Source organism: Bradyrhizobium centrosematis, from assembly GCF_045571495.1.
GTDB lineage: Bacteria > Pseudomonadota > Alphaproteobacteria > Rhizobiales > Xanthobacteraceae > Bradyrhizobium > Bradyrhizobium centrosematis.
On the sequence record NZ_CP120703.1, the window covers coordinates 836,408 to 862,131 of the forward strand.

The 25,724-nt window shown below is 62.0% G+C and carries 28 protein-coding genes; 9 read left to right on the plus strand and 19 right to left on the minus strand.

Annotated features, from left to right (window positions below; translation table 11 throughout):
- Nucleotides 1-31: 31 nt before the first annotated feature.
- The 5 genes from P6U31_RS03940 to P6U31_RS03960 all read left to right on the plus strand — a co-directional run bounded on the left by P6U31_RS03940 (nucleotide 32) and on the right by P6U31_RS03960 (nucleotide 4,784).
- A complete protein-coding gene (locus tag P6U31_RS03940) occupies nucleotides 32-823 on the plus strand; it encodes an amino acid ABC transporter permease (RefSeq protein WP_407186956.1) in 792 nt (263 codons plus the stop codon).
- Nucleotides 820-1,515: an amino acid ABC transporter permease gene (locus P6U31_RS03945; protein ID WP_407186957.1), complete on the plus strand. Its 696-nt coding sequence runs from the start codon at nucleotides 820-822 to the stop codon at nucleotides 1,513-1,515. The genes P6U31_RS03940 and P6U31_RS03945 overlap by 4 nt, the downstream gene beginning before the upstream one ends.
- A 56-nt stretch (nucleotides 1,516-1,571) precedes the next feature.
- Nucleotides 1,572-2,339, plus strand: a complete 768-nt coding sequence (locus P6U31_RS03950; protein ID WP_407186958.1) for an amino acid ABC transporter ATP-binding protein — start codon at nucleotides 1,572-1,574, stop codon at nucleotides 2,337-2,339.
- Nucleotides 2,340-2,398: 59 nt separating this feature from the next.
- Entirely contained in the window at nucleotides 2,399-3,292 is an 894-nt protein-coding gene (locus P6U31_RS03955) for an amino acid ABC transporter substrate-binding protein (RefSeq protein ID WP_407186959.1), read from the plus strand.
- A 169-nt stretch (nucleotides 3,293-3,461) separates the two neighbouring features.
- A complete protein-coding gene (locus P6U31_RS03960; protein WP_407186960.1) occupies nucleotides 3,462-4,784 on the plus strand; it encodes an amidohydrolase family protein in 1,323 nt (440 codons plus the stop codon).
- Nucleotides 4,785-4,986: 202 nt separating this feature from the next.
- On the opposite strand, the gene P6U31_RS03965 is transcribed toward P6U31_RS03960, so the two are convergent.
- From P6U31_RS03965 to P6U31_RS03975, 3 genes are read right to left on the minus strand one after another with little or no spacing between them, the layout of a single operon-like run.
- Nucleotides 4,987-5,481, minus strand: coding sequence for a hypothetical protein (locus P6U31_RS03965; RefSeq protein ID WP_407186961.1), 495 nt, complete (start codon nucleotides 5,479-5,481; stop codon nucleotides 4,987-4,989).
- 46 nt (nucleotides 5,482-5,527) lie between these two features.
- Nucleotides 5,528-6,034: a DUF6650 family protein gene (locus tag P6U31_RS03970; RefSeq protein ID WP_407186962.1), complete on the minus strand. Its 507-nt coding sequence runs from the start codon at nucleotides 6,032-6,034 to the stop codon at nucleotides 5,528-5,530.
- A gap of 55 nt (nucleotides 6,035-6,089) precedes the next feature.
- Entirely contained in the window at nucleotides 6,090-6,230 is a 141-nt protein-coding gene (locus tag P6U31_RS03975) for a hypothetical protein (RefSeq protein ID WP_407186963.1), read from the minus strand.
- Between the two features lie 655 nt (nucleotides 6,231-6,885).
- Between P6U31_RS03975 and P6U31_RS03980 the strand changes: the two genes are divergently transcribed.
- Entirely contained in the window at nucleotides 6,886-7,347 is a 462-nt protein-coding gene (locus P6U31_RS03980; RefSeq protein WP_407186964.1) for a hypothetical protein, read from the plus strand.
- 228 nt (nucleotides 7,348-7,575) lie between these two features.
- On the opposite strand, the gene P6U31_RS03985 is transcribed toward P6U31_RS03980, so the two are convergent.
- The 9 genes from P6U31_RS03985 to P6U31_RS04025 all read right to left on the minus strand — a co-directional run bounded on the left by P6U31_RS03985 (nucleotide 7,576) and on the right by P6U31_RS04025 (nucleotide 15,813).
- Entirely contained in the window at nucleotides 7,576-8,478 is a 903-nt protein-coding gene (locus P6U31_RS03985; protein WP_407186965.1) for a hypothetical protein, read from the minus strand.
- On the minus strand, nucleotides 8,475-9,893 hold the full coding sequence (locus P6U31_RS03990) for a PDDEXK nuclease domain-containing protein (RefSeq protein ID WP_407186966.1): 1,419 nt from the start codon (nucleotides 9,891-9,893) through the stop codon (nucleotides 8,475-8,477). Before P6U31_RS03990 ends, P6U31_RS03985 begins: the two co-directional genes overlap by 4 nt.
- Nucleotides 9,836-11,077: a tyrosine-type recombinase/integrase gene (locus tag P6U31_RS03995; protein WP_407186967.1), complete on the minus strand. Its 1,242-nt coding sequence runs from the start codon at nucleotides 11,075-11,077 to the stop codon at nucleotides 9,836-9,838. The genes P6U31_RS03990 and P6U31_RS03995 overlap by 58 nt, the downstream gene beginning before the upstream one ends.
- 164 nt (nucleotides 11,078-11,241) lie before the next feature.
- Nucleotides 11,242-11,844: a RadC family protein gene (locus tag P6U31_RS04000; RefSeq protein ID WP_407186968.1), complete on the minus strand. Its 603-nt coding sequence runs from the start codon at nucleotides 11,842-11,844 to the stop codon at nucleotides 11,242-11,244.
- Between the two features lie 84 nt (nucleotides 11,845-11,928).
- Nucleotides 11,929-12,414, minus strand: a complete 486-nt coding sequence (locus P6U31_RS04005) for a hypothetical protein (RefSeq protein ID WP_407186969.1) — start codon at nucleotides 12,412-12,414, stop codon at nucleotides 11,929-11,931.
- Nucleotides 12,415-12,417: 3 nt separating this feature from the next.
- Entirely contained in the window at nucleotides 12,418-13,233 is an 816-nt protein-coding gene (locus tag P6U31_RS04010) for an FAD:protein FMN transferase (RefSeq protein WP_407186970.1), read from the minus strand.
- A 2-nt stretch (nucleotides 13,234-13,235) separates the two neighbouring features.
- A complete protein-coding gene (locus tag P6U31_RS04015; protein WP_407186971.1) occupies nucleotides 13,236-13,691 on the minus strand; it encodes an FMN-binding protein in 456 nt (151 codons plus the stop codon).
- Between the two features lie 24 nt (nucleotides 13,692-13,715).
- Nucleotides 13,716-14,606, minus strand: coding sequence for a DUF6662 family protein (locus P6U31_RS04020; RefSeq protein WP_407186972.1), 891 nt, complete (start codon nucleotides 14,604-14,606; stop codon nucleotides 13,716-13,718).
- Between the two features lie 307 nt (nucleotides 14,607-14,913).
- Nucleotides 14,914-15,813 (minus strand): DMT family transporter, encoded by a 900-nt coding sequence (locus P6U31_RS04025; protein WP_407186973.1) that lies wholly within the window; start codon nucleotides 15,811-15,813, stop codon nucleotides 14,914-14,916.
- Between the two features lie 152 nt (nucleotides 15,814-15,965).
- Here P6U31_RS04025 and P6U31_RS04030 point away from each other — a divergent pair, with 152 nt between their 5' ends.
- A complete protein-coding gene (locus P6U31_RS04030; RefSeq protein WP_407186974.1) occupies nucleotides 15,966-16,562 on the plus strand; it encodes an Ada metal-binding domain-containing protein in 597 nt (198 codons plus the stop codon).
- 121 nt (nucleotides 16,563-16,683) lie between these two features.
- On the opposite strand, the gene map is transcribed toward P6U31_RS04030, so the two are convergent.
- Nucleotides 16,684-17,505, minus strand: a complete 822-nt coding sequence (gene map, locus P6U31_RS04035; protein WP_407186975.1) for a type I methionyl aminopeptidase — start codon at nucleotides 17,503-17,505, stop codon at nucleotides 16,684-16,686.
- Nucleotides 17,506-17,625: 120 nt separating this feature from the next.
- On the minus strand, nucleotides 17,626-18,942 hold the full coding sequence (locus P6U31_RS04040; RefSeq protein WP_407186976.1) for a mechanosensitive ion channel family protein: 1,317 nt from the start codon (nucleotides 18,940-18,942) through the stop codon (nucleotides 17,626-17,628).
- 210 nt (nucleotides 18,943-19,152) lie between these two features.
- On the opposite strand from P6U31_RS04040, the gene P6U31_RS04045 reads away from it, so the two are divergent.
- Together P6U31_RS04045 and P6U31_RS04050 are read left to right on the plus strand one after the other, a co-directional pair.
- Nucleotides 19,153-20,946: a potassium/proton antiporter gene (locus P6U31_RS04045; protein ID WP_407186977.1), complete on the plus strand. Its 1,794-nt coding sequence runs from the start codon at nucleotides 19,153-19,155 to the stop codon at nucleotides 20,944-20,946.
- Between the two features lie 245 nt (nucleotides 20,947-21,191).
- Complete coding sequence (locus tag P6U31_RS04050; RefSeq protein WP_407186978.1) at nucleotides 21,192-21,452, plus strand: hypothetical protein; 261 nt, start codon at nucleotides 21,192-21,194, stop codon at nucleotides 21,450-21,452.
- A 65-nt stretch (nucleotides 21,453-21,517) separates the two neighbouring features.
- Here the strand turns inward: P6U31_RS04050 and modC are convergent, their stop codons facing one another.
- The 5 genes from modC to mepA form a co-directional block, all read right to left on the minus strand.
- A complete protein-coding gene (gene modC, locus P6U31_RS04055; RefSeq protein WP_407186979.1) occupies nucleotides 21,518-22,180 on the minus strand; it encodes a molybdenum ABC transporter ATP-binding protein in 663 nt (220 codons plus the stop codon).
- A gap of 2 nt (nucleotides 22,181-22,182) precedes the next feature.
- Nucleotides 22,183-22,878 (minus strand): molybdate ABC transporter permease subunit, encoded by a 696-nt coding sequence (modB, locus tag P6U31_RS04060; protein ID WP_407186980.1) that lies wholly within the window; start codon nucleotides 22,876-22,878, stop codon nucleotides 22,183-22,185.
- Nucleotides 22,879-22,890: 12 nt separating this feature from the next.
- Nucleotides 22,891-23,676 (minus strand): molybdate ABC transporter substrate-binding protein, encoded by a 786-nt coding sequence (gene modA, locus P6U31_RS04065; RefSeq protein ID WP_407186981.1) that lies wholly within the window; start codon nucleotides 23,674-23,676, stop codon nucleotides 22,891-22,893.
- Between the two features lie 190 nt (nucleotides 23,677-23,866).
- Nucleotides 23,867-24,370, minus strand: a complete 504-nt coding sequence (locus P6U31_RS04070; RefSeq protein WP_407186982.1) for a hypothetical protein — start codon at nucleotides 24,368-24,370, stop codon at nucleotides 23,867-23,869.
- Between the two features lie 270 nt (nucleotides 24,371-24,640).
- The gene (mepA, locus tag P6U31_RS04075) at nucleotides 24,641-25,585 is read right to left on the minus strand and encodes a penicillin-insensitive murein endopeptidase (RefSeq protein WP_407186983.1); all 945 of its coding nucleotides are present in this window, start codon (nucleotides 25,583-25,585) and stop codon (nucleotides 24,641-24,643) included.
- Nucleotides 25,586-25,724: the final 139 nt, after the last annotated feature.

Below are 25,724 nucleotides of genomic sequence, written 5' to 3' on the forward strand. Positions count from 1 at the left end.
TCATCCTTGACCCGCAATCGTGAGGCTCGCGATGTTCGGAGTTCTTTTTGAACAGACCACGGATGGCCAGCGCTACATCGATTGGCTTTTCTCGGGCCTTGGTTGGACCTTGGCGCTTGCTTTCTTTGGTTGGTGGCTTGCCTTTGCGGTCGGTATCGTCGTCGGCATAGGTCGAACCGTGCAGAACCCCGTCTTCAGGGCCTTAGCTCGAATCTATGTCGAGATCTTCCGGAATATTCCCGTCCTCGTGCAGATGTTTCTTTGGTACTTCGTCCTTCCCGAGCTCCTTCCTGGCACCATGGGTGACTGGATAAAGCAGATACCTCCGCCTTGGGGATCTTTCTTTCCGGCCTTGTGGTGCCTGAGCCTGTACACCGCCGCGCGCATCGCAGAACAGGTTCGCGCCGGCATCGAAGCGTTACCCAAGGGACAAGTCGAAGCAGCTGCCGCACTCGGCTTGAGCGGATACCTGACCTATCGTCATATCATCCTCCCGCAAGGGCTGCGCATTATCGTGCCAAGCCTGACAAGCGAGGTGATGGGCATCTACAAGAATACATCCGTTGCTCTGACCATAGGCTTGATGGAACTGACCGCTCAAGCCCGCCAAATCAGCGATGCTACGTTCCAAACCTTCACGGCATTCGGCGCCGCCACGCTCATCTATCTCGCTTTGGCTCTGATCGCCTACCAGACGATGATGCTCATCGACAAAGCGGTGCGCATTCCCGGGACCGCTCCGGCTAAGGAGGCCGTGGGGTCGGATATCGACGACGTGAAGCTGGAACGATCCCTGCCTGGCAGCATGGAGGTCGCGAAATGAACAGCCTCGATTTCTCGATTATCGGGCAGGCATGGCCTTATCTATGGTCAGGATTGCTGTTCTCGCTTTCCTTGACGGCTGCGGCCTTCCTGATCGGAATGATTCTGGGAACGCTCTTCGCCCTCGTACAGCACTTCGAGGTCCGTATTCTGAGCCAGATCGTCCGTGGCTACGTTGCTCTAATGCGATCGATTCCGCTCATCCTCGTCTTGTTCTGGTTCTTCTTCCTGGTGCCCATCGTTCTGGGGCACCTGTCAGGCAATGGTCGTCCAATTCCGGTCGGTGCCACCTATACAGCGTTCATCACCTTCGGTCTGTTCGAGGCGGCCTACTATTCGGAAATCATCCGGGTCGGGTTGCGTGCCGTGAACAAAGGACAATTCGAGGCTTGTCAGGCGCTCGCCCTGTCGTCCTTCGATGCGTATCGCCACGTCGTCCTGCCACAGGTGTTCCGGGTCGCCAGCCCAATCATACTGAGCCAGACCATTATTCTGTTTCAGGATACGTCCCTCGTCTACGTTCTATCGCTCACCGATCTCCTTGGCGCGGCTTCGAAACTCGCGCAGCTCAACGGTCGCCTGGTCGAGATGTACCTCGCCGTGGCCGTCGTTTATCTCATCATAAGTTCCGCTGCGTCCCAGTTCGTCGCGTCGCTCCGCAAGAGGTACGCGATCGCAGGGGCAAACCGATAGTCAATCGGTTATCTGATAGCCCATCGTTCCTTGGGCTCTACAACTTGGAGACCAGCATGCAGCAAGAACGCGCAGTTTGCTCAGCCGACCTGCTTCCGATGGTTATCGTAGAGCACCTCGTCAAGCGGTTCGGCAGCTTCAGTGCCCTGAGCGACGTCAACCTCAACGTCGCAAAAGGAGAAAAGATTGTGCTCTGTGGGCCGTCAGGTTCAGGGAAATCGACGCTGATCCGCTGCATCAATCATATCGAAAAGCACGATTCCGGCCGGATAGTCGTCGATGGAATCGAACTGACAGATCGGGTTCGCGATATCAACAGCGTCCGCTGCGAAGTGGGAATGGTCTTTCAGAGCTTCAACCTGTTTCCGCATCTCTCGGTGGTCGAAAATTGCATGCTGGCGCCCATGAAGGTCAGAGGTCTTTCTCAGTCTGAAGCGCATGACCGGGCGATGATGCTGCTGAGGAAAGTCCGGATCAACGATCAGGCCGAGAAATATCCCGCGCAACTGTCGGGCGGACAGCAGCAGCGTGTCGCTATAGCGCGCGCCTTGTGTATGCAACCCAAGATCATGCTGTTCGACGAACCCACTTCCGCCCTCGACCCGGAAACGGTCAAGGAAGTCCTCGACACCATGGTCGAGCTCGCGCAGGACGGAATGACGATGGTTTGCGTCACGCACGAAATGGGCTTCGCGCGCGAAGTCGCGGATCGTGTGGTCTTTATGGATCGCGGCTCAATCGTGGAAGAAGGTGATCCGATCACCTTCTTTCGCGCGCCGACCACGGAACGGGCGAAGGCCTTCCTCAATCAGATCATTCACTGAGGTCGCGGTCTGCCCGGCCTTCCCCTAAAGCGCGTCTCACCTGAACCAGAGGGATTTCTATGCCTAGAATGCTCGCACTGCTTACCGCGACAGTAGCTACCGTGTTCCTGGTCTCCACGGCCCAGGCCGGCCCAACGCTCGACAACATCAAATCGAAAAAGACAATCACCATTGGCTATCGCGAAGCTTCGATCCCGTTTTCCTATCTCGGTGCAGGCCAACAGCCCGTGGGTTTTTCCCTGGACCTGTGTGCGCATGTCGTCGATCGTCTGAAAGCTGATCTCGGCACTCCGGACCTTCAGGTAAAGCTCACGCCGGTCAACTCGTCGAACCGTATCCCGCTCATCCAGAACGGCACGATCGATATCGAATGCGGCGGCACTGCTAGCAACAAGCAGCGTCTGCAACAGGTTTCATTCAGCGTTTCAACCTTCGCCAGTCAAACCGCCTGGCTCGCAAAGACGTCGAGCGGACTCAATGCACCGAGCGATTTGAAGGGAAAGACCGTTGTCGTCACGCAAGGCTCCGACGCTCTCGATATTGCCAAGGGCATTTCGCAGAAGGACGGTCTCAACCTTACGATCGCGCAAGCCAAAGACCACGCGGAATCCTTGCTGCTACTGACCACCGGCCGTGCGGCGGCGTGGGTGGAAGCCGATATTCTCCTGGCCGGTATGAGGGCGGACTATTCGAAGCCTGCTGACCTCTCTTTCCTAAAGGCGAACTACGGCACGATTTACTATTACGGTCTGATGTTCTCAAAGGATGATCCCGACTTCAAAAAGATGGTTGACGACGTTCTCTCTAAGCTCATGGCTTCCGGTGAGTTCACCAGGATCTACGACAAATGGTTCATGGCGGCGATCCCGCCGAAGAACATCAACCTCGACTTCCCAATGACCGACGCTCTGAAAGAGCGTGTGGCTCATCCTAGTGATGTCGTCGACCACTGATCTTGGCAGCGGTGCCGTGAGGGCGCCCCCGCAAGGAGATCCGCAAACGTTGGCGCACATCTGTATGATCCAACGTTAACTGCGATTGCCACATGCAGTCGCACTACTGCCTTCTTTACCAAAGGGAGTCTACAAGATGAGAGGTCAAGTTGCCGTTCGCTGGGAGGCGATGACGGACGCCGATCGGCAGATCGCACAATGGGTCGAAGAGACGCCGTTTGTGGATACCCATGGGCACTTGATTGAGGAAAGTCAGCGCCTTGCCGGAGCAATACATCCACGAACGTTGCCATGCAACGACTGGGCATATCTCTTCAGGTCGTATGCTGCTGAGGATCTTGTGGTCGCTGGTCTGCCCGCAGCCGACTTGCGAAAGTTTCTCGGGCCGAATCTCACGAGCCAGGAGAAATATCGGCTGATCGCCCCCTTTTGGGATCGCATCCGCCATACCGGCTACGCCCAGGCGTTGCGCCATACGTTCCAGGGCGTTTACGGTGAAGACGATCTGACCGCCGAGAGCCTGCCCCGCATCGCCGAGAAATACCGTGAAACTGTTCAGCCCGGCTTTTATGCGCGCATTTTCGACCTGGCGAACATCAAGGGCTGCCATGTCAATTCGCTACAGCGAATCTTTATGGAGACCGAACAGCCGGGGTTACTCGATCACGACATAAGCATCCTTCAATTGTGCCGGTGCAGCGCCGCTGATTTTGCGTGGGTGGAGGCTGAGACCGGTAGACGCCCGGCGACGCTCGATGAGTGGCTCGACATCATCGACTTCTATTTTGCAACATACGGCGCCAAAGCGGTGGCTGTAAAATCGCAAATTGCCTATTCTCGCGCTCTCAATTTTGAACCGGTCACCAAAGCGCTTGCGTCAAGGCTATTTCCCCATCATGCCGACAGGGTTAGCGCATTACATGCCCTCGGTCCCGACGACCTCAAGGCGCTGCAAGATTATCTGTTCCGCTATTGCATCGGCAAGGCTGGCGAGTATGGCCTGCCAGTCAAACTGCACACCGGCGTTTTGGCTGGCTACGGCGTGATGCAACTCGATCGTACCCGCAGCAATGCCGCAGATGTCTGCCGTCTATTGCAGGATTTCCCGGAAACCCGATTTGTCTTAATGCATATCGGCTATCCATACGAGCACGAGTTTATCGCGCTGGCCAAACATTACCCTAACGCCGCGATCGACATGTGTTGGGCATGGATTATCAATCCGGTGGCGGGCGTTCGCTTTCTGAAGGAGTTTTTGATGGCGGTTCCGTCCAACAAGCTCTTCACCTTCGGCGGCGACTATGTCGCTGTCGAGCCAATTTATGGCCATGCGTTCGTAGCGCGCCGTGGAATCGCACAGGCACTCTCGCAATTGGTCGCCGAAGGCTGGATTGCGCTTGAGGACACCCGTGACTTGATTGATCGGATCATGCGCGGCAACGCACTTCAGTTCTTTAGGAAAGGGCATCGAGAGGATGCGACGCATCCGTGAACGCGGATCGGGCTGCCTGCGCGTGCGCCGGTCCAGCCAACAAGATCTACGACAAGAAGATCTGGCGCGACACCATCCCGTAGAATAGTCCGGCGCCGGCGAGCTTGTCGTAAAGCCTGCCTAAGTGTGTTTCATCAAGGAGGAGCGACTGCGAGATGTCGGGAGCGGCAGGCGGGTCAGCTCTTGTCTAAGCAAGCGGTGGTTACTCAGGCATCTGCCCGAGATAGCGAATGACCTCTTCGCGGGAGAAGTCGTAGGTCAACGAATCGGCTGGATTGCGAACCAACGTGCCGCCGCTTCCAAGATTGACGAAATAATAGGTGCCGCTGAATTGACGATAGAGATGTAGATTGCGCGCCTTGGCGTGCGCCATCAGCGGTGCGTCGGCTTCATCTTGCGCCAGCTCTTCTGCTGTTGGTGCGGTCTTCAATCGAGGTGGCGCTGCGAAATAGGAGAATTCGCCAGGCAGTGACGGAGGCGCCGATGAGGAGGGCCGGCGTTGCTGGCGTTGCAGCCATTGCCCATAGACCTGCTCTTCGCTGATCCCCTTCCGCCGCGCGTTACGGCGAATGTTCCGCATAGCAGTGCGAGTGGGAGCGTCCACCCCTGTTTCTGCGCGATGCGCTTTGTTGGCAGCAGCCAGAAGCGCCCAAGCAAAGGGGAGCAAGATCAGCCCGATCACCATCCCAATCGTCATAGGATCTTCGCCCGCGATGCCCTGGCACGAATTTTCACAGCGAGCGCTAGGAAGCCTCCGGCGGAAGGATAGCTGCAAGGCTCTCTTCAATATCCACGCCGTACAGGTATCCGAGCAGGGCAAGCTGCTGACCAAAGACCGCGCGGAGTTTCCCTAACTCAATAAAGAACTGCTCCTGCTCCCACATGTGGTCGCCGCGCATCATTCCTTTGTCGTTTTCGTAAACCTTAGCGCTGGTGAGCGTTAGGAAATCCCGGCAGGACGCCCGCATGATGCGAAAGGCATCCTTGGCCGGGGAATTGTCACCGACACGCTTGAGACCGCTCGTTAGTTCATCTCGGATCTTAAGGAGGGATTGGACGACGTGGCTGGGTTCTTCCCAAACAGCCTGGGAGTACAGTGCTCGCTTGTCTTCCAAGGTCGTGATTACGTCCCGTACGACTACGCGCTCCGGTTCGGGCGCCTTCCAGCTCACGCCGAAGCCGAGCGCGGAAATACCGGCGATGCGGCTTGCCAGGGACTGCGACTGGACCTTGGCGCGTTTTGCTCTCATGCTCCCGTCTCCGATCCGAGATAGAATACCCCAACTCCCGAAAAGATGTCGATAATCACTGGTGAAGCCGCCACGCCGCCAGACCGAGCGTGGCCAAGGCGATGATCAGGAAGACCGAAATGGCAAAGTAACCTTCGGCCTCCCCTTCGACGAGCCGAAATATCCTTACCGCTAGGCGGTTTCGCTTGGTTGGCATGGTGGGTCTCTAAGAAGCTCCTCTAGATGCTTCATTGTCGCCACAGATGGTTGTCGCGATGAACCGGCATATTAAATTGTCGGCGACCAGGTTAAGTGCGCTGCGGGTGCGTCAACCGTTGTTCTCAGCAATTCTCTCACAGTCCCGGAGCAGGGTGACTCACATCTGGCCAAATTATCAGCCCTGAACCCGTATTAAATGAGCGTGACGCATCGTCTCACGCGTTCTCCCGTACCTGTATCGCTTGCGGGAGGTCTCAATTGAATGGTTAATTTCTCATGCTGGCCCGCAGGCACCCAGAGATCTGCGGTGCAAAGCGATGAAAACTCGAATTCAAGCAGCAAGGCGATGCTGCCAGCCGGTATCATGGATCTCGTTGCAGATGATTCGTTGTTCGTCACGCCGAAGCCCGGCAAAGTGGCGATAAGAGGCAAGCATGACCAAGGAATACGGAACGTCCGTCCGCCCCGGCGGCGCCGGCACCAAGCAATCGAGCCCTAGCCTGAACGGCGTCAGCTCGTCAAATCTCCGAGGATCGCTGGAGCAGCGCGGGGCCTCGTCTTCTAATCTGGCCACCGCTTTGGCCGGTCGCCCGGCTGCTCCGGCGCAGAGCCCACAGCCGGCACCCTCCCCTGCATCCACTCCGAAGACCTAATTGTCCTGGTCAAGCCTGCTTCCTTACGCGCAAGCGGCCGGCACGTTCCTGGCCGCTGCGGGTCTGTTACTTAATGCGCATCAAACCTACCGCAGTCGCAAGACCGCCACGCTGCAGCACCTGCAAGAGTTCATGAAGGCGATGAACGAGCGGGAGACCGCGCTTGCCGGTGCGCAGGGCGATCCGGCTAAGCAGCGTCACGCCTTGGTCGAGTTTATGAATTTTCTCGAAATCTACTCCGCCGCGATAAACATGCACTTGCTGGTTGGCGTGGCCCGCGAAATCGTCGAAGACAAGCTTGTCGATTCGGTTGTTGAGTTGGAGAACGCGCCCCAGTGGCACGGTGAGATCGACCAGTCCATTCGAAGCTCCGCGACCTATACGCAGCTGGCGCGCTTTATGCGGAAGCACCGATCCGTGATTCAGTCGCGAGCTAGCGTCGTGGCAAAACGTCCGGCTTGACGTGCCCCGATTGGTGTCAGACTTGCTTGCCTGGAGCATCGACCGGCTTGTCACGGTTTGTCAGATTGGCCCCAACTCCGCCCACGCCCCCAGCTCCGCCGTTCTTGCCGCTTCCAGGTTGGCTCCCCGGTCGGGTTGGCTCGGCTCGGCTTGCGCGGCATGGATGCCATAGTCATCCACGCGCGCTTGAGGGTGGGGGCGAGCTGTGAACTACGCAAGCCGATTTAATCAGGTGCGGCGAACCAGGTTCTTGATCCATGCCATCGCCGTCTCAATAGCCCAATCTGTTTGGTGGGGCGTCAAGGCGGGAGGTGGTTGGCTCCCCGCGCCATGGCCATGCGGATTCCGAACGTGAATGAAGTAGGCCTTCAACAGATCCCCCTCCCAAGGGGCGATGACCCGTCCGTTCTGCTGGCTGACAAGATTGTCGATGTAGTTGGCGGCGCCACGCTCGCGGCCCGTCGACCAGCCCTTGTCGTCGGATATGATCTTGATAGTGCTTTCGAGCGCCTTTGCCGCATAAAAGGCTGCATCCTGGCGCCGCCCATCAGCGTGCTCGATCGCTTCCTTCAGCTCGCGATCGACGTTTGCCCATTTCGCGTCCCGCAGTAACGCCCAGCAGGGCTCCGCGATGCGCGTCTCAGTCAGCTCGTCTCGCGCAAACTGCAGGATCCCGTTGTGATAGTGCATCCCCATCCGGGCCTGTCGGAAGCGACTGTTTAGCTCATCCACGGCGCGTGCGGCCTGAGAGATTGCATCTGGGGCAGCTCGGCTGAGTTCGCGAGCGCGCTCCTCCGCCAAACGGAAGAGCAGCTCGACTAAGCTGAGACGCATTTTTAGAAAGGTGTCTGCGGTCCCATGACGATCCTTCCATAGGTCATACACCTCGGTCAGGAATTCCCCGCAAGCGGCGTCCCAGGACGGCGCGTCGTAGAGACGCCCGCGTCCTGTTTCGCGTGCGAGCGCGTCGTGCGCGCGTTTGAAGAAGTCATCGTTGAGCTGCAAAGGCTCAACAAGGTCGCCGAAGATGATGTGTGCAACCTGAACGAAGAGTTGGTGAATCTCAGCGGTCGGCCGATCGCCCCAATAGATCTGCTGAGGGTAACGGCGAAGGAACAGGTCATGGATCATGATGATTCGCCGTCAAGGGAGCCGTTTCCACCCATGTTTCGAAGTTCCGCCAGAAAAACCGTGCCGGCATCGACGGCTCGCTGCGCGGTCGCCGGGTCGACGTCCATACCATGTGCGGCTTCGTTCATGACCCGCAGGGAGTCCAGAAGCTGCGCGGTACCAGCGGGGGCGAGGCCGCGACGATGCAGTTCGCCCAGCATGTTGCTGAGGCCGGTCGGTCGAGTTGGAGCAAGGCCGTGGTTGGCCATGAGGTCGCGCAGAGCCCTCTCGATCTCCATGCGCATCTTGACCACAGACATGAGCGGAAATTCTCGAGCGAACTCCTCGGCAGTCGGCAGGTCCTTCTGAAGCTGGGGCGGCAGTGTGGGGGAGAGCTGATATTGCGCTACACCTATCGGTTTGATCGCGTCGCGTAGAGCATATTCGACAATCACCTTGTTGCGGCCCTTACAGAGGATGATGCCGATCGTTGGCCGATCGTCCTTGTGCCGGAGTTGGTCGTCGACAGCCGAGAGGTAAAAGTTCATCTTCCCTGCGAATTCGGGCTTGAAGTCTTCGATCTTCAGTTCGATCACCACGAAACAGCGCAACCGAAGGTGATAAAAGAGCAGGTCAAGATAGTAGTCCTGGCCGGCGACCTCGAGATGATACTGGCTGCCGACGAAGGCGAAGCCCTTACCGAGTTCGAGGATGAGCGACCGGAGGTGCTCGATCAGCCCACGTTCGAGATCGCGCTCGAGCATCTCGGGGCCGAGCGACAGAAAGTCGAAAGTGTAGGGGTCTTTCAGGATCTGCTGGGCGAGCTCCGATTGCTCGGCTGGCAGGGTCCGGGAGAAATTTGTGAGCGCGCTGCCCTGGCGCGCGAACAGGTTGCTATCGATCTGATGGATGAGGACGTTGCGGCTCCATCCGTGTTCAATCGCTTGGCGGGCGTACCAAGCGCGCTCCTCGGGCGCCTTGACTGCATCCAGCAGGCGGACGTTATGGCCCCAAGGCAAAAGTGCAACAACCTGTTGCACAAATCCGCCATCCGGCCACGCCTCCGCGAAGGCACGCATATACTTCAGGTTTCGGGCCGAGAGCCCGGTCATCTCAGGGAAGGCTCGGTCAAGGTCGTCGGCTAGACGATCGATGACCTTGGTGCCCCATCCCTCCCGGTCCTGCCGCGCGAGGATATCGCGTCCAATATTCCAATAAAGCTGGATCAGCTCACGGTTCACCGAGAGAGCGGCACGATGCCGCGCCTCCGCGATCTTCCGTTTAAGGTCGCTGACGAACGCCGAATAGCTTTGGGCGTCAATTTCGGTCGTTGGCTTGGCCCCTTTTCGGGCCGAGAGGGATTTGGAAGGTCGCTTGCTCACGCGGCCACCTTCAAGCGCTTCTTCGCCAGCATAGCGCGCACGAATTTGTCCCACTTTGCCATTCCCGCGCGCTTCTCGGGCATGTAATGCCAGCGATCATAGTTCTTGGAGCTGACGTCCTGGAGCGCATGATTTTGCAGACGATCTCGAATTTCTTTGGACACGCCGGCCTTGCCGGCCAGGGTCTTGAAGGTTCGCCGGAGGTCCCGATTTGTTGCGTAGGGGATCACGCCGCGGTCCCGCTGACGCCAAACGAAGCTATAGAGCGTACCGTGGCTCACGGGCTTGGATGGGTCCTTCGCTGAGGGAAAGAACCAGCCGTACTTATTTGGCTTGATCGACTCAACCAATTCGGCGGCGATCGATGGCACTGGAACAGCGTGCGGCTGAAGGTTTTTGGTCTTGGACCAATCGATAATATTCTCCGGCGCATCCCATTGATCGACATGCAGGCGCGCGATTTCCTCGACGCGTTGACCAGTCAGCATGATGAGCTGCACGGCGCGAGGATAGGAGGGATGAACCGGCGTATCGGGGCATTCCAGCCAGCGATAGAGTTGCACGAACTCTTCTTCATTGAGCCAGCGCGTGCCCTGGACCTTAGGTTCGGTCGGAATTTCCGAGGCCGGATTGAATGGGATACGGAAGCGGCGCGGGGATGTATTCCGATAATCGTTGTCGGATTTCATCCCCCAACTATAGGCCGCGTGGATGTAACATCGCACGTGATCGGCCATCGAGCGGGCGCCACGCTCGTAGATCGGCCGGATAAGTTCGACGATCTCTTCAGACTCGATCTCACGAGCCAGTCGGTTGCGCCCGAGCGTTCCAGCGATCTTGTTGAGGCCCTTCTCTGTCTCCTTCCAGGACGGTTTGCCGGCGGCCTTGAGCGACGCAACATAGCCCTCAAACAGATCAGCGACGGTGCCGGGACGAGTATCCGTTGCGATCTTGATGCTGCGGCCTTTCTGGATCACATCGGCGTAGTCGCGCTTGAAGATATCGCGCGCCTGAGCCAAGGACGTCGACGGATAAGCGCCAAGCTTCTTTTTAGCGCGTTTGCCGTCGCGCCATTGCTGCGCCATCCAGTCTGCGGTCACACGCTTCGGCATCGGCTTGAGGACGAGGAGAAGTCGGCCGGTGCCGCGGCCTTCACCATCTGCGAGGTTTTCTTGTTTCCGGCTGAGTTCGACGCGCTTCAGCGCGTGTCGGATCGCGGTATCAGTCAGGCTTGGCATGGCATTTCTTCTGTTCCGCAACTGGGATCGGTCGGGGAAAAACGGGGATCGTTTGCTGGGAGCGGAAGGCCGTTCGCTATCCCTCTAACCGCTCCCAATTTGCCATAGCCGCCCCCAGTGCGCAACGTGAGAAAAGCACTATTTTTATAGGTGTTTTAGAGGGATCAAGCGTGATCCAGCGTGATCGAATAGAGGGTAGTGGGGTGGTTGTGCACCAGGATCAGCGCGGTCGCCGATAATTCCAACGCGCGCTTGATCACCTCGCGCGGATAGACCGGGGTGTGGTCGACCGTGCCGGTCTGCTGCACCTCGTCGGCGATCAGCTGGTTGCGCTTGTCCAGGAAGAGCAGGCGGAACTGCTCCTTGTCGGCAAACGCCATGCTGGAGCGGCAATAGTCGATCACCTCGTTCCAGGACGACAGCGCGTTGCGGCCGTTGACCTCGCCCTTGGTCACGCGGCTCGCGGCGGCGGCAATCAGCTTGAGCTGGTTGATCGCCGATTCGCCGATGCCGTCCACCTCGCGCAGGCGCGCCACCGGCGCATGCACGACCTCGGCGAATGAGCCGAAGATCTTGATCAGGGCCTTCGCCAGCGGCTTGGTGTCGCGTCGTGGCAATGCCGGAAACAGCGCCATCTCGAGCAGCTCGTAATCGCTCAGCGCGTCGGCGCCGGCACTGTAGAAGCGCTCGCGCAGCCGCTCGCGATGGCCGTGATAGTGCGGCGTCTCGTCAGGCTTGCTCTTGTCGTGGTCCGGCTTGGCGGGCATCGGCCGCCAGCATCGCCTTGTCCAGGGAATTTTTCAACCGACAATTGTAGTCGGCAAGTGGGGCTTTCGCGTGGGAGTCCTTGCTTAACGTCGGCCGATTGATGCGGGTGCAAGTCGAGGTCGGCTCTCGGCCGCCCCCTCCTGAGGCGACGCGGCCCTGTCGGTGCTACGCCTGACCGCTCTCGCAAGCATCGCATGGACGGGAAACAGCGCCGTGCAGGCAATCCCAATCCCGATATGGATCCACCGGGCTGTCTCCCGCGTCTCCTCGCCGCCATAGTAGAGAACAAGGCCTGTCATGGCGAGCAGCACGAGCGCGGCAAGCGTGGTGCCGCCCGTCCATCGCTTGCGCCGCCGATGCCAGCCTGAACGAACGTGCAGCGGCAGCAGCGAGCCCATCACGATCAGCGTGGCGTAGGCCGAGATGCCGTGGAGCGTCAGCAGCAGCCGTTGCGCTTCACCACGCTCGGTCTCGACGAGATCGTGCAGAATGAACCAGGCAAGGCCGGTCAGCGCGACAACGACGATTGTGGTCCAGACGACGCTCTTTTGAACGACACCGAGGCGCATGGACTAGGCCGCCACCGATTGGAGGTTATCGCCGCTGATCAACGCCGTCGCGCCAAAACGGTCGAAGCAGGGATGCCGCGGGTTGCCGGTCTGGACGAGAACCTTTGTCAGTGCGTCCGCGATGACGCAGCTTGGGGCCACGACCGAATAGGCTCGTTTGTCCGGTGGAGAGCCGGGCGATTGCGGCGCTCTCATTCGATCGACGGTAGCGAACGAGGAGGAGGTCGCGATGGCGCCGTTACGCAAGGATCCGACTGGTACCAGGCCGCCGCTCGGAATGTGCACATAGATCGGCTGGTCGGTCTCGCCCATGACGCGCAGATCGCCCCCGGCATTGACGCTCGCACGTCGGATGCCTGCCGCGCGAAGCGTTGCAATGGCGCGATCCACTGCGTAGCCCTTGGCTATCCCGCCGAGATCGACTGCCACCGGCGCGGTCAGGCACACGGATTGATCGACGGACAGACGCACCGCGCCGAAGCCGCTTTGCGAGACGTGGTCGAGACCGTCGGCAGGCAACAGTCCACGCCGTATGAGTTCGTAGCCGACCGTGCAGTCGAACAGACCATCGGTTGCGGCATGAAATGCCTGGGCGTGGCGCAGAACGCGTGCGGTCCAGGGGTGGACGGTCACGGAGGCGCCGAGCGCTGAGCGGTTGATGCGCCCGACGTCGCTATCTGCGTCGTGGAAGCTCATCAGGCGCTGAACCAATGATATCGCCTCGAAAGCGGCGGCAATGGCCGGTTCGGCAGCGGCTTGCGCGAGGCCGTCGACATCGATCTCGACGATTGTGCCCAGCAGCGGTCGTGCCCGTCTCATCGCTATTGTCCCTTCAAGCTCTGCAACTGCCCGACCACGCGCCGCACGCCATCGGTGATGTGCTTGCACGATAAAGTCGCGCCGCTGATGTTCTTGATGTCGACATTGAGCTGCAGCGGCGAGCTTGCGTTCTTGCCGACGAATTGCGATCGCCACGAAGCCTCGCGAACCTCGTAGCCATAAGATTCGTTGTATTCGAGGATCTCGATACTCTTGACGGTCCCGCTGGCGGTGACCCCGACGGCGTATTTGATGTATTCGTGCTTGCCGAGCACGCGGTCGATCACGACGAAGCCGCCGGAGGACGCGCGGAACACGCCGGCCTTGCCGGCGGGCGAAAACGACGCGCCGGGAAAGATCGCCTGCATCGCCTGCTGCTCACTCATGTACACGTTGGCGCTCGCCGGTGCGATCAGAACGATCGCTGCCGGCGCGGTGAGGAATGGTGTCCACTTCATGGGTGTGCCTCGAAACCCCGGAGCTCACTTCACGGCGAACGGCACGCCGAGCCGGAACATCACCTCGTCCCGTGCGTGCTCGTCGCCATAGATGCGTCCGTGCTTCACCACCGCCGCCTGGTCCTCGTTGTAGGTGATGACCATCGGCAGCTGATGGCGCCAGGCCAGCGTCCACCAGAATTCCTTTTGGCCGTAGTGGATGACAGGTCCGGCGAAGAATGCGGAATGCTCGGGGTTGTTAAACCAGTATCCGGTGAATTCGTTGTGGATGCGCGTCTCGAAGCCGATCATCCAGTTCGGCATCACCAGATACGACATGCCGAATGTCACATCGATCGGCGAAGCTCGCTCGATCGAGCCGTCGGCATAGACCTCGCGCTCGTGCTTGCCCATGATGTTGATCGCTGCAATGAGACGATCGTCCAGGAAGTTCTTCTGGAGGATGACCCGCCATTCGAGTTCCTTTTCCTTCGGCCCGATCTCGGGCTCGATGTAGAGCGCAAGACCGATCGGATCGGTGACGGGATTGAGAACCTGGTAGATCGCCTCGAGCGCGACCGAGTCGAAACGCGTCTTCTCGTAACGCGAATAGGGATCGAACGAGGCATCGAGGAATTGGCTGACCCCCGGACCTCCGGTGGCGCCGTCAAAGCCGTTTCGAAAGGCGTTGGCATAACTCCAGTTGAAATAGCCGGACAGCTGCAGCCGGTCCGTGACGCCCCACTCGATCTCTTCCTTGTTCTGCAAATAGTGGTATTGCCCCTGCGATTGGCCGGATTGCAGAAAGGACTTGTGCTCGTATTCGCCGGTCCCTTGAGGATGCAGATCGGCGGTGTAGATCCAGCCGAACGGTGATTCTCCGGCATGTGCCTGGCAAGCGCACAGCATCGCGGCTGCCGCGCAGATTGGTCCCATGAAGCGCTTCACTGCTGTCCCCATCAAAGAAAAGCCTGGGGCCCGGCTACAGTGAAGCACGCACATGTGACAATAGGTCTCAGTTCGGAATCGATCTAACAAATGCCGAGGTGAATCCGGGCGGCGCTCGGGCCGCCGCGCTAACAACCAGGAAAACTAGGCAGTTAGGCAACAAGACGCCTTGCGTGTCGTGCTCGGGCCGGTCTCGCTCTTCGAGCGATTCTAATTTCGACCGATTCTAAATACGCCAAGGTGATCTCGTTGGTTCGCCTGCTGGGAGAATTTCTCAACCGACAATTGTAGTCCCTCACGGCTTCCGTATGGGAGCGGTCACCGCAATGACCCCGAGGACGATGAGCGTCATGCCGGCCAGCATCGACCAGGTGAAGCTTTCGCCAAGGAGTGTGGTCCCAAGCGCCACGGCGAAGCCGGCGCGCAGGTAGCTGCCGCTCGTCGTGCCGAGCGGGCCAAGCGTATGGATCAGGCGGAAATAGATCACCATGGCGAACGCGGTGCAGACGATCGCAAGGCCGAGCACCGCCGTGATCGCCTGTATCGTCGGCGCCAGTGTCCAGGGCCGATCGAGGATCGCGGCGATGGGCAGCATCAGGGCCGCGGCGCAGCTCATCGCGCCGGCGGCCGTGACGACCGCGGGAAGGCCTGCGAACCGCTGCCCCCAGATCGGTGCGAGCGCGTAGCAGAGGCTGGCGCCCAGGACGGCGGCCTGCGCCAGCGGCGCGTCAGTGCCGATCCCGGAGCGCGCGTCAACCCGCATGGTCAGGGCGACGCCCGCCAGACCCAGCGCAACACCGATGATCCTGCGGCCGCTGATTGCCTCTCGCCCGCGTCCGGTCGACATCGCGACCGCCAGCACGAACATTGGCGGGGTCGCATTGAGCACGCCGGCGAGACCGCTTGCGATATGCGTTTCGCCCCAGCTGATCAGGGTGAATGGCAGCGCGCTTTGCAGCAGCCCCTGCACGAGGAATGCCGCCCACACCGGTCCCCGGCGCGGCAGGACGTGTCCTTGCGCGAGCGCGATCAGGATCAGGAGAGCGGCCGCGATCGTCACCCGCGCCGCGACCATGGTGAAGGGCGGGATCGTCGGAAGCGCGACCTTGATGAGCGTGAATGAGCTGCCCCAGATCAGGGCGAGAAGCAGCAGGAGCCCGATCTCGAACGCCAGACGGGTTTGCCCTGATGTCATCTGTTGCGCCTGTGTGCTCATGCGATCTGCTCCGGAATCTATCGAGACCATGATCCGGAGCGGCGCTGCAGGCTGGCTGAATTCGGACCTCATCGCCCGGTCGAGTCCGATTTCAGCTACTCGGCGGGGCGCCTTGAAACTATGATTTCGCCATGACGACAGGCCCGGCACTTCGGCAGACGCTGCCACCGCATCTCGACTGGGCAACCTGCGATCGGGCGCGCCTTGCGCGTGCGCGCGCTTTCGACGGCCTGTTCTTCTCCGGCGTGCGCTCGACGCGCATCTATTGCCGGCCGGTGTGTCCGGTGCGTCCCGCCCGCTCCGAGAACGTCACCTTCTATGCGACCGCGGCGGCCGCCGAGCGGGCCGGCTTTCGCCCGTGCCTGCGCTGCCGGCCGGAAACCGCGCCGGGCTCGCCGGCCTGGATGGGGACGGCAACCACCGTCGCGCGCGGCATGCGCCTGATCAATGACGGCTTTCTCGATCGCGCGACCATGACGAAGCTTGCGGAAGCTTTGGGGGTCGGACCGCGTCACCTGCTCCGCCTGTTCATGCGGCATGCCGGCGCAAGCCCGAGCGAAATCGCGGCGACCCGCCGCGTGCAGGAAGCCAAGCGCCTGATCGACCAGACCGAGATGACATTGGCGGAGATTGCGTTTGCGGCCGGCTTCGGCAGTATTCGCAGGTTCAACGATGCCTTTGCCGCGACCTACAAGCGGCCGCCGTCGTCATTCCGCCGCCGGCGATAGCCGTTTGGTTCTCATCCCGGGGCGCTCGCGTCAGCGAGCGAGCCCGGAATCTCGAGATTCTCAGCTGCGCAAGGGCGCACCATAGTTCGCTGTTACGCAGCGCCCCGGAATGACAGGGATATTACGACCCGATCTGCTTCTCGCCGTGCCGCTCCGACAGCGTGAAGATCTCCACGCCCGTCGCCGTGACGCCGACGGAGTGCTCGAATTGCGCCGACAGCGAGCGGTCGCGGGTGACGGCGGTCCAGCCGTCGGAGAGGATCTTCACATGCGGCTTGCCGAGATTGATCATCGGCTCGATGGTGAAGAACATGCCGGGCTTGAGCTGCACGCCTTCGCCGGGCCGGCCGATATGAATGATGTTCGGCTCGTCGTGGAACATGCGGCCCAGGCCGTGGCCGCAGAAATCGCGCACCACGCTCATGCCCTGCGGCTCCACGAAGCTCTGGATGGCGTGGCCGATGTCGCCGGTGGTGGCGCCGGGCTTCACCGCGGCGATGCCGCGCATCATCGCTTCATAGGTCACCTCGATCAGCCGCTCGGCTTTGCGGGCGATCGGGCCGACCGCATACATCCGGCTGGAATCGCCGTACCAGCCGTCGACGATGAAGGTGACGTCGATGTTGACGATGTCGCCTTCCTTCAGCGGACGGTCGCCGGGCATGCCGTGGCAGACCACGTGATTGAGCGAGGTGCAGGTCGAGTAGCGGTAGCCGCGATACATCAGCGTCGCCGGATAGGCACCGTGGCTGAAGGCGAAGTCGCGGACGAATTCGTCGATTCTGGAGGTCGGCACGCCGGGCCCGACGATGTCGGTGAGCTCGTCGAGGCACTTGGCCACCAGCGCGCCCGCCTTGCGCATGCCGGCAAAGGCGGCCGGCCCATGCAGCTTGATCTGTCCGGTCTTGCGCAGGGAGGTCTCGGTGGCTTCGACGTAGCTCATGCTTGTGCGGTCTTTTCGGGCTGATCTCGATGTCGGTGGAAAGGCTTGATTTCAGGCCCTAATTTAATGATTGCCTGCCTTCATGCAAGCCGAGCTTCGTCCTTGCGCCCGAAAGCGGGCCTAATTCGGGACTTCTACGGTGGTTTCCACCGGCAGCGCGCCGCCGCGGATGCGGATTTCCCGGACCGGGTAGGGAACCCGGATGCCCTCCCGCTTGAAGGCGTCCCATAGCGAGAGCATCACGTCGCTTTTGACCTTGTCCATGCCGTCGGGGTCGGCGATCCAGAAGGTCAGCGAGAACTTCATCCCGGCTTCGGCGAACTCGGCCAGCAGGCAGGTCGGTGGCTTGCCCTTCTGCGCGCGCGGATGGGCTTCTGCGGTCTCGGCCGCAAGCTTGCAGACCAATTTCGGATCGGCATCGTAATTGGTGCCGAAGGCGATCTTCACCAGCGTGTTCTTGTCGGTATAGGTCCAGTTGACGACCTTCTGCGTCACCAGATCCTCGTTCGGCACCAGGAACTCGCGGCCGTCGCCGGCGGCGACGGAAATATAACGCGTCTTCATCGCACTGATGCGACCGGTATTGTCGCCGATGGTGACGAGGTCGCCGGGCTTCACCGATTTGTCGGCGAGCAGGATGATCCCCGAGATGAAGTTGGCGACGATCTTCTGCAGGCCGATACCGATGCCGACGCCGACCGCGCCGGAGAACACCGCGAGTGCCGAAAGGTCGATGCCGACCGCGCCGAGCGCGATGACGATGGCGACGGTCAGAAGTCCGATCCGGATGATCTTGACCAGCAGCACCTGCACCGACGGTGTCAGGTCGGTGGTCGAATTGATCCGGCTCTCGGCGAAATTGCTCGCGATGTTGGTGGCCCAGAGCGCGATCAGGAGCAGCGCGCCGGCTTTGAGGACCAGCAGTGGGGTCAGCCTGAGGCCGCCGAGCACGATCGCAAAGGAATCGAGCAGATCGACGGCCCCGTCGAGCTGGCCGAGGATGGATAGCGCGGCGACGAACCACGCCGTGATCGACACCAGCTTGACGATGAAGGCGTTGCGCAGAACCGAGGTCACCAGCCGGATCACCAGCCAGGCCAGTCCCATCTTCGCCGCGACCATCAAGAGATAGGAGCGGCTCGGCCAGGTCGCGTGGTACATCACGAAGCGGGAGACGATGACGAGCAGGGTGAACACCGCCGTCGAGGCGCTGGAGATCATCACCCGGGCGAAGTGGCGGAGCGGCAGCGGCCAGCGTATCGCCAGGGAGGTCATGTCCACGCGGCTGCGAATGGCGGTCTCCGCGGCATAGGCGATGCCGGCCGCAGCCAGAATGAGACCGAACTGCAGATAGAACCACGGTGAGGAGACTTCCGCCCCGACGCTGCGCGCGGTGGTCTGCACGAACTCCATGAAGTCTTTGAGGTCCATGTCCATCGGTCTCGTCGGGAAGCAGGTGGGAGGATTTGATTCGAGGGCGCCGCAGAATCCCACAAGGGGCGCGGCCGGGCCATCGATACACCGGCATGTGATGGAGGTTAAGGCCGTATAATACGGGCAGATTGCCGCGAGCCGGAGAAAATGGGTTGGCGCGCGAGTCTGCCGACGATAAGGATGCCATTCCAGCTGTTTTGACCCGGAAGGTGGATGGCTTCCCTCGACTCCGTCAGCCTCGCCATATTGCTCGGCGCGGTCCTCGTCATGGCCGGCATCCTGTCGAGCCTGCTCGCGCTCCGCTTCGGCGCGCCGTTGCTGCTGGTCTTCCTCGCAATCGGCATGCTCGCGGGCGATTCCGGCCCCGGGCGGCTCCAGTTCGACGACGTGCGCACCACCTATCTGGTCGGCTCGGTGGCGCTCGCCCTGATCCTGTTCGACGGTGGCCTCCGGACGCGCTTTGCCAGCATCCGCACCGTGCTGGCACCGTCCGTGGTGCTGGCGACCGCCGGCGTGCTGCTGACCGCGCTGATCACGGCGCCCTTCGCCAAATACGCGCTCGATCTCAACTGGACGGAGTCGCTGCTGGTCGGCGCCGTGGTGGCCTCGACCGATGCAGCCGCGGTGTTCCTGCTGGTGCACACCCAGGGCCTGCGCCTGCGCCCGCGCGTCGGCGCGACGCTGGAGGCGGAATCCGGCACCAACGATCCCTTCGCGATCTTCCTCACGCTGATGCTGGTCGAATACATCTCACTGGGGTCGAGCTCGCCCGGCCACGTGCTGATGGAGTTCGTGCAGGAGGCGGTGCTGGGCGCCATCGTCGGCGTCATCGGCGGGCGTCTCGTCGTCATCGCCCTCAACCAGGTTGCTCTGCCGCAGGGTCTGCACGCGCCATTCGTGACCACGGCAGCGCTCGTCATCTTCGGCGGCTCGCAGATCATGCACGCCTCCGGCTTCCTTGCGGTCTATCTCGCCGGCATCATCATCGGCAACCGGCCGACGCGCGCGCATAATTCGGTGGTGGCTTTCCTCGACGCCGCGACCTGGCTGGCGCAGATCGTGATGTTCGTGCTGCTCGGCCTGCTGGTCTCCCCGAGCCGGCTCGGCTCCAGCGTGCTGCCGGCGATCGCCGTCGCGCTCGTGCTGATGCTGGTCGCGCGGCCGATCGCGGTGTTCGCGTGCCTTGCGCCGTTCCGCTTCAACTGGCGCGAGAAGATCTTCATCGCCTGGACCGGCCTGCGTGGTGCGGTCGCGATCTTCCTGGCGTCGATCCCGATGCTGGTCGGCCTGTCCAAGGCCTATCTCTATTTCGACGTCGCCTTCGTCGTCGTCATCATCTCGCTGCTGCTGCAGGGCTGGACCCTGGCGCCGGCCGCGCGCAGGCTGCACGTGGCGCTGCCGCGCGCCGAGCGCGGGCCGCGTCGCGTCGAACTGGATCTGCCCGGCCAGCTCGAGCAGCAGCTGGTCGGTTATCCGGTGCGGCCCAAGAGCCTGTATTTCCGCCGCGGCCTGATCCCGTCCTGGTCCAAGCCGACGCTGGTGATCCGCAACGAGAGCATCCTGACGCCGACGGAAGCCGACCCGGTCGCGCCCGGCGACTACATCTACCTGCTCGCGCCGCCGGAAAAGGCCGAGGCGCTCGACCGCTTCTTCGTCGACATGCAGCCGAGCTCGGCGCCGGATCCGCATCTGCTCGGCGACTTCATGGTCTCCGGCGAGCACACTCTTGCCGAGCTTGCCGAAATCTACGGCGTCACGGTGAGCGATGATGCGGGCAAGCTCACGCTCGCCGATTATTTCGACGTCCATCTCGACCGCGCGCCGAAGGAAGGCGCCGAGCTGCCGCTGGACGAGATCGTGCTGGTCGCCCGCAGCATCTCCGGCGGCAGGGTCAACGTCGTCGGCCTGCGCCTGCCGGAAGAAGACGAAACGCCGCCACCGCTGACGCGCACCCAGGCACTGCGGAAGAAGCTTGCGGATTTGTGGACGTCGGTCGCGGGGGTCTAGCCTCTTCTCGTCATTCCGGGGCGCGCGACAGCGCGAACCCGGAATCCATCTATCCTCTGAACGAGGGGCGAGATGGATTCCGGGTTCGCCCTTCGGGCGCCCCGGAATGACGGAGCGGGAAATCCGCCACCAAATCGCCGCATCCGCCGAAGATTTGCGCGGCTTTGTGACCTGGGTATCCGGAACGCTCCGCGGCGTCCCTCGTTCTTCGCGTGACGGTCAACGTCTTTGACAGGAGCAGTTCCATGCGAAGCCTCATCTTCCCTGCCATCGTCGCGATCGGTCTCGGATCGGCTGCGCCGGCGATGGCCTATGACACCGGCGACCAGATCTCGATGCAGGTCGCGCTCGATGTCGCGGCCGATATCGGCGTCATGACGGTCTCTCACACCCAGTTCCTCGGCGATGAATGGCAGATCGAAGGCCGCGATCGCACCGGGCGCTGGATGGAAGTCGATGTGGATGCCCGGACCGGCGAGGTCCGCAATGTCGACCGCGGCTGGTAGCTGTACCTGGCCCGGATTGCGCTTCGCTCCTTCCGGGCTGCGGCATCTCCAGCCGGGCTGCGGTTCTACGTCAGCATCTTCACCCCGCCGAAGCTCGTGACCCGTCCCTGCTTCAGCATCACGATTTGGGTCGCGAGCTGGCGCAGCTCGGCGGCGTCGTGGCTGACATAGACCATCGGCACGTTGGCCTCGTCGCGCAGCCGCACCAGATAGGGCAGGATCTCGAGCTTACGACCCTCGTCGAGCGCGCCGAGCGGCTCGTCGAGCAGCAGGAGACGCGGCTTCGACAGCAGCGCGCGGCCGAGCGCGACGCGCTGGCGCTCGCCGCCGGAGAGTTTCCCGGGACGACGGTCCAGCAGGGCGCCGATGTCGAGCAGATCGACGATGCGCTTGTGCTGCGTCTGATCCGGCACGAGACCGTTCATCCGTCGCCCATAATCGAGATTCTGCGCGACGCTGAGATGCGGAAACAGGCGCGCGTCCTGGAAGACGTAGCCGATGCGGCGGCGCCAGGTCGGCACGTGGATGCCGGCCGCGGTGTCGTCGACGGTCTCGCCGTCGATTACGATGGTGCCGCGATCGGGTCGCAGCAGGCCGGCGATCATGTTGACCAGCGAGCTCTTGCCCGCGCCGGAGGCGCCGAACAGGCCGATGACGCGGCCCTCGCCGGTGAAGGAGGCGGACAGCGCGAACTCGCCGAGCTTCTTTTCGAGATCGACCCGCAGCATGGTCAATTCCCGTGCAGGCGCTGCGTGGCGCGGCGGGCGAACCACTCGGCTGCGATCAGCGCGCCGATCGCAAGCACGATCGAGACGATCACGAGCCGGCTCGCGGCGGTGTCGCCATCAGGCGTCTGGATCAGCGAGTAGATCGCCGACGAAATCGTCTGGGTCTCGCCGGGGATGTTGGAGACGAAGGTGATGGTCGCGCCGAACTCGCCGATCGCCTTGGCAAAGCCCAGCACCATGCCGGCGAGCACGCCGGGCAGCGCCAGGGGCAGCGTCACCGTGAAGAACACCTTCCAGGGCGCGGCGCCGAGCGTTTCGGCGGCCTGTTCGAGCCGGCGGTCGATCGCCTCGATCGACAGCCGCATCGGGCGCACCAGCAGCGGAAACGACATCACGCCGCAGGCGAGCGCCGCGCCGGTCCAGCGGAACGAGAACACGATGCCGAGATGGTCGGCGAGAAATCCGCCGAGGAGACCTCTGCGGCCGAAGGTCAGCAGCAGGAGATAGCCGGTAACGACAGGCGGCAGCACCAGCGGCAGATGCACGACGGCATCGAGCACCGACTTGCCCCAGAAGTCATGGCGGGCAAGCAGCCATGCCAGCGCAATGCCGAACGGCGTTGCGACCAGCGTGGCGACGACGGCGACCCTGAGCGAAAGCAGGATTGCCGTCCATTCAGCGGGTGAGATGTCGAGCATCAAGTCGTAAAATCAAGTCGTGGGGCTCACCAAGAACTTGAAGCCGTATTTCTCCAAGATCGTCTTGGCGGCAGTCGAGCGCAGGAAGGCGAGATAGTCGTTCGTCTCCGGCTTCGCGACCGTGGTCGCGGCGACCGGATAGATGATCGCGGGATGCGAATCTGCCGGGAAGGTGCCGACGATCTTGACGCCCGGCTCGACCTTGGCGTCGGTAGCATAGACGATGCCGAGCGCGGCCTCGCCGCGGGCAACCAGCGTCAGCGCGGCGCGCACGCTCTCGGCCATCGCGAATTTCGGCTCTGCAGCCTGCCAGGCTCCCAGCTTCTCCAGCGCCGCCTTGGCATACTTGCCGACTGGCACCGACTTGACGTCGCCGGTCGCGATTCTGCCGTCACCGGCGAGCTTAGCGAGGTCGAAACCCTGCGCGATCGCGACGTTGTCGATCTTGGAATCCTTCGGTGCGATCAGCACGATGCTGTTGCCGAGCAGATTGACCCGGGAAGGCTGGTTGATGGTCTTCCTGGAGATCGCATAGTCCATCCAGTCGGTGTCGGCGGAGACGAACACGTCGGCCGGCGCGCCCTGCTCGATCTGCTTGGCCAGCACCGAGCTTGCGGCATAGCTGACGCTGAACTTGACGCCGGTCTTGGCCGTGTAGGCGGCGTCGATCTCGTCGAGTGCGTTCTTCATCGAGGCGGCGGCGAACACCGTGATGGTCTTGTCCTCGGCGCTCGCGGGCGCAAGGCTGGCGCTCGCGAGAATGACGAAGGCGGTGAAAAGTCCGGAAATACGAATCATGGATGCGCTCCGTGCGAGGTCGCGCGTGCACATGCACGCGCAAATCCGGCGTTGGGTTAAGTTATTCGCGACGGGCGGAAGCGCTGTTCCACGGAGCCCCGACGGCTTACGGCCGACCGGGATATCGCAGCTGCGAAGATAGCAGGCTGGAGCCACAGGTCAAAGGCGACCGTTTGCCTGATCAATGGGCCTATTGGGCCGGCAGGATGGCGATCGAGATCGTATCGTCCTTGGCGCCGCTGACCTGGAGCACGACGGGCTGCGACGACAGCTCATATTTCACGGTCTTGCGGATGCCGTCGCAATCGGTCGCGCCGCTGAAGGCCACGGGCTTGAGGACATGGCCGTCCTGGACCATGTCGATCCAGGCCCCGCTGGACAGGCTGATCGTGTAGAGCCCGGCCTTCGGCGCCTTGATGCCAGTGAAGCCGGCAAAGCTGCCGTCCTTCGGCGCGCGCTCCGGCGGCGTCGGCAATCTCGCATCGCCCGCAGCGACCAGCCGCAGCGTGATGGCCGAGGAGGGCAGTGCGGCCTGCTCGCTGCCCGAGGCGAGCTTGGCGCGGTCTGGTGCAATGAGCGCGGCGCGCGCGCGCTCGATCGGCCATTTGAACTTGTCGCAGCCGCTGGGCTCCTCGGCTGCGAAAGCGGAGGCCGTGCTGATCGTGAGTGCAGCGACGAAGGTGAGGGCGCGCATCTGAATTTCCATCGTTGGCCACGCGAACGGCGCGAGGCTTGCGGTCAGGCTTGTTGATAAACGGGATGCGCATCCCGGGGATGCCGCAGGCTTACGGCACCGCGGCGGGGTGGATCCTAGCGCAATTGGGTAGCGCGAACCAGCCAACGAGTTCGTCAGCCCGGGCCGCGCGCCCCAATCACCGCTGTCGTCCCGGATCGGCGCGCGCTTTGGGCGCGCTTGTCCGGGACGACAGCGGTGGGTGAGGCGGCAGCTTGTCCAGCCAGACCCTTACGGCTTTGCGTCCGCCGCGTGCAGCACCGCCTTGCACGCCGCCGGCATCTGCGCCAGCGTCATTGGCGGCTTCGGCTTTGGCGGCTCCGGCGGCGGCTTGGGATGCAGCACCGCGTCGGAGAACCAATAAGCGAGATCGGCGGGCTTGCAGCCCTCGTCTTCGGCCTGTGACGGCTGACCCTCGCATTCGCTGGCGCCCGGCGGGCAGCGCATGCGGATATGGAAGTGATAATCGTGGCCCCACCAGGGACGGATCTTCGACAGCCAGGTGCGGTCGCCCTTGGCCTCGCGGCATAGCGCCTTCTTGATCGCGGCATTGACGAAGATGCGTTGCACCGCCGGCTCCCGCGCCGCATCGCGCAGCACCAGCACATGGCCGGGCGTGAACACCTTGGGGTCGATGTCGAGCCGGTCCTGGCGCACCATCATCACCGCCGACATGTCTTCGCGCTCCTCGCGCGAGAGACGACGGTCTGGCATCGGCGTCAGCCAGATGTCGGCATCGAGACCGATCTGGTGGCTGGCATGGCCCGACAATGCCGGGCCGCCGCGTGGCTGGGCGATGTCGCCGACCAGGATGCCGGGCCATCCCGCGTCCTTGTGCGCCTTGGCCGCGAGCCGCTTGATCAGCGCGATCATGTCGGGATGGCCATAGCTGCGATTGCGCGACAGCCGCATCACCTGCCAGTGATCGCCGTTGACCGGGATCTGTTCCGCACCACCGATGCAGCCCTTGGTGTAGGAACCGATGACATGGGCCGGTCCCTTCGAGGGCAGCAGCTTTCGCGCGAACAGCTCCTTGGCGGCAAGATCGGGGTCGTTGGGATTGGCGAGCGGCGGCAGCGGCTTCGGATTGACGCTGCCCTTGTCCTGGGCCAGCGCGCCGCCGGCGGCCGGAAGCGCGAACCAAAGCAGGAGGAGGGTGATGCCGCGGCGACTCATGCAGCTGTCGTTATAGCCCAATGTTGCATCCGGGTTAACAACGGGGCTCGCGAACTCACCCGGATGGCATCCCGGCCGCGGTTTCTTTACGCTGCAATAACCGTATCGTGCATTGACCAAAAATCGTGCGCGGTGCCAG